The sequence below is a fragment of the Streptomyces bobili genome (assembly GCF_002154575.1).
GTDB classification, from domain to species: Bacteria; Actinomycetota; Actinomycetes; order Streptomycetales; family Streptomycetaceae; genus Streptomyces; species Streptomyces bobili.
In genome coordinates this window covers 1-3,328 of sequence record NZ_MUBA01000572.1, presented here as the reverse complement: position 1 = coordinate 3,328, position 3,328 = coordinate 1, and the positions used below count along the sequence as shown (strand labels likewise).

Genomic DNA, 3,328 nt, shown 5'->3' with positions numbered 1-3,328 from the left:
TGGGTCAGGCCCGCGGGCCTGGGGTCGATGTCGTACTGGCTGCGTTCGGTGGCCACCACCAGTACCGGTAATCGGTCGACGCGGCGGGCCGCCTCCACCAGCCAGCGCCGGGAGGCCTCGTCGGCGAGGTGGACGTCGTCCACCGCCACCAGTACCGGGGACCGGGCGGCGTACGAGCGCAGCAGTCGCCACAGCCGGGCCGCGCTGCCCCGGTCGTCGAGGCCGGGGGCCAGGTCGGCGAACTCCGGTACGGGGCCGAGGAGATGGAGGACGGCGGCGAACGGTACGGCGGTGTCCTCGGGGGAGCAGCGGGCGCGCAGCACGCGCAGGCCGCGGCCGGCCGCGTGGGCGGCGGCGGCCTCCAGCATGGCGGAGCGGCCGGTTCCGGTGGCTCCGCGCAGCAGGACGAACCGGCCGCCGCCCGCCCTCGCGCGCTCGGCCTCGGCCGCGAGCAGCGCGTGCGCCTCCTCGCGTTCCCGCAACGGTCCGGTCATGCCTGCCTCCTGGGCTGGACGGGAATTCCCGCGCGCGGGTTCCGACGGGGGCGTGCGGTCGTTGTGGCGATGCTCACGGCGCGGAGCGGGAGGTTCCGCGGACCCCGCACCTCAGCCCCTGCACCCCCTCTGACCTGCTGCGATGTCCGTACTCGGCACTTCTCGTGGCGGCCGGTCCGCTGGTCTCGTGGTGTGCCTCGTGGTGCTCCACGATTGCGCCCGCCCCACCGGTCACAGAAGTGTGGAACACGTCCTCCCGCCACCGGCCCGCGCCGCCTGGCGGGCTCGTGAACAGGGGGGAACCGGTTGCTCAGCGCACCCCGGACATCCGACACCACCAGCGCAGTCACCCGCGCCGCACATGCCGGTACGGCCCTGGGGAGCGGCGGCATCCCGCGCCGTACGCCCGTCTCCGTGCAGGCCTGCGACCCGCTCTCCCGTGAGGGGGCCGTCAGCCAGCTCCGCTCCCGGCCGGAGGTCGAGATCCGGGAGGAGTCCGGCGTCGGCACGGTGGCGCTGCTGATCGAGGACTCCCTCGACGAGGCCGCGCTGGCCCGGCTGCGCCGGGTCGTGCGCAGCGAGGGCGGGCGGGCCGTGCTCGTCGTGGGCACCATCCGCGAGAACGAGCTCCTCGACGTCATCGAGTGCGGGGTCGGCGCGATCGTCTGGCGCCGCGAGGCCACCGCGAACCGGCTGGTGCAGGCGGTGACGGCCGCCGCGCGCGGCGACGGCGACCTGCCCGCCGATCTGCTCGGCCGGCTGATCAGCCAGGTGGGCAGCCTGCACCGGGGCGCGGCGAACCGGCCCGGCGCCCCCTCGCTGGGGCTGGCGCCCCGTGAGGTGGACGTACTGCGGCTGGTCGCCGAGGGCCTGGACACCGGAGAGATCGCCAGCAAGCTGTCCTACTCCGAACGGACCGTCAAGAACGTCATGCACGGACTGACCACGCGACTTCATCTGCGCAACCGGGCGCATGCCGTGGCATATGCCCTCCGCGAAGGCTACATCTGACCGAACGGGCACTCGAAGGCGGACACGCGGGCAGCGCTTTCTGCCCGCCCGCCGACCCCGGCGCGCCTGCGCCCCGCCCGGCCCCGGCGGCACACTCGGCCGGATGGGCCCCGCGGGCGCGGGACCGTCACGACAGGACCGCCGAAGGAAGCTGCTCGGCACGGCAGTTGAGGAGCGTGCGACAGTGATCCACGAGGTGGACGAGGTACTCAAGGGCCTCCTCGGCGGCGGCGCGCTGGCGGGCTCCGACATCGACGTGTCCTTCGAGGCACCGACCCGCGACTGGGCGGCCCGCCGCAACGCCCCCACGATCAACGCCTACTTGTACGACATCCGCGAGGACGTGGCCCGGCGGCAGCGCGGGCAGGTCGCGGTGCGCGACGAGCGGGACATCGTCGTCCGGCGCCGCCAGCCACCGCGCTGGTTCCGGCTGTCGTACCTCGTGACGGCCTGGACCCGGACCCCGCAGGACGAACACCGGCTGCTGTCCGCCGTGTTGGCGACCCTGCTGCCGCGCGAGCTGCTCCCCGCCGACGAACTCCCCGGCGCACTCGGCTCGCTGGGCCTCGCCGTGCCGCTCACCGTGGCCGGGCTGCAGACCGAGTCGCGGTCCCTCGCCGAGATCTGGTCCGCGCTCGGCGGCGAACTCAAGCCTTCCCTGGACCTGGTGGTGACCGCGCCCTTCCCGGCGTACCCCGAGTACGACGCGGGACCGCCCGTCACCGAGGGCGCGGCCGTCCGCGTACGCGGCCTGGACGGCGAACCGCCCACGTCCGGCGAACGCGCCCACCGCCCGCACCAGGTGGCAGCCGCCCGAGAGGCCCGCAAGCGCCCGTGACCGCCATCCCCCCGCCGGCCCCCCTGCTCGCACGGCTGGCCGAGCTGCGCGAGCGGGTCGCCGACCTGGTCGACCACCGCGCCGCCGGCGACCCCGGCGCCGACGACCCCCTGCGCGGCCTCTACCTCTCCGAGGAGTCCGTACGGCACCTGCTGACGGCGGAGCCGCCCGCCCCCGCGCCCGCTGACACGGTCCCGGCGCCCGCCGACGGCGACCCGCTCGACCTCCTCGCCGCCCGGCTCACCCTCACCCCCCTCGACACGGCGATCCTCCTCATCGCGCTCGCCCCCGACCTCGACCGGGGCTTCGAGCCGCTCTACGGCTATCTCAACGACGACGTCAGCCGACGCCGGGCCACCGTCGGACTCGCCCTGGAACTGTGCGGGGCGCCCGCCCACCTCGCGACGGCACGCGCCCGCTTCCACACCGGCGCACCCCTGCGCGCGCTCGGCCTGCTGGACATCGAGGAGCCCGAACGCCCCTTCCTGTCCCGCCCGTTGCGCGTGCCCGACCGGCTCCTCGCCCACCTCCTCGGCGACGACACTCCGGACGCCGCCCTGCACGGCCACCTCCTGGCCATGCCGGACGTGCTGCCCACCGACGACGCCGACCACGCCGACTTCGTCGCCCGGCTCGCCGCCCGGCTGCGGCACGGCCCCCTCAGCGTCCACCTCCGCGAACACCGCGAGGGCGACGGGCTGGCCGGGATCGCCGCCGCGCTGGCCTCGGCCGGCCTCGGCGCCCTGCGCTACACCGGCCCCGAGGACCGCGTTCCCGAGCTGCTGCGCGAGGCCCGGCTCGGCGGCCGGGCCATCGTCCTGTCCGGCCTCCCCGAACAACCCGCCCAGCTGATCGGCGCGTTGACGGCGGCGAGCGATGTGACCGTGCTGCTGACCGACCCCCGCCCCTACGACCCGCACTGGAGCGCCCACGACCCGCTGGTCCTGGACGCCCCACGCCGGCAGGCGGGCGGGACGGCCGCCTG

The 3,328-nt window shown here is 75.7% G+C and carries 3 protein-coding genes and 1 pseudogene; 3 read left to right on the top strand and 1 reads right to left on the bottom strand.

The genetic code is table 11. The annotated features are described in order from the left end of the window. Nucleotides 1-494 (bottom strand): ATP-binding protein (locus tag BZL64_RS33790; protein ID WP_143663384.1); only part of this gene is annotated, 494 nt, incomplete at its 3' end. A 375-nt stretch (nucleotides 495-869) separates the two neighbouring features. Between BZL64_RS33790 and BZL64_RS33785 the strand changes: the two genes are divergently transcribed. From BZL64_RS33785 to BZL64_RS33775, 3 genes and pseudogenes are all read left to right on the top strand, one after another. Continuing rightward, nucleotides 870-1,505: a helix-turn-helix transcriptional regulator gene (locus BZL64_RS33785; RefSeq protein WP_244205651.1), complete on the top strand. Its 636-nt coding sequence runs from the start codon at nucleotides 870-872 to the stop codon at nucleotides 1,503-1,505. Nucleotides 1,506-1,689: 184 nt separating this feature from the next. Beyond that, nucleotides 1,690-2,343, top strand: a complete 654-nt coding sequence (locus BZL64_RS33780; RefSeq protein ID WP_086772909.1) for a Pvc16 family protein — start codon at nucleotides 1,690-1,692, stop codon at nucleotides 2,341-2,343. Next, nucleotides 2,340-3,328, top strand: a pseudogene (locus BZL64_RS33775) (ATP-binding protein); the annotation flags it as partial. The gene BZL64_RS33780 and the pseudogene BZL64_RS33775, both read left to right, overlap by 4 nt.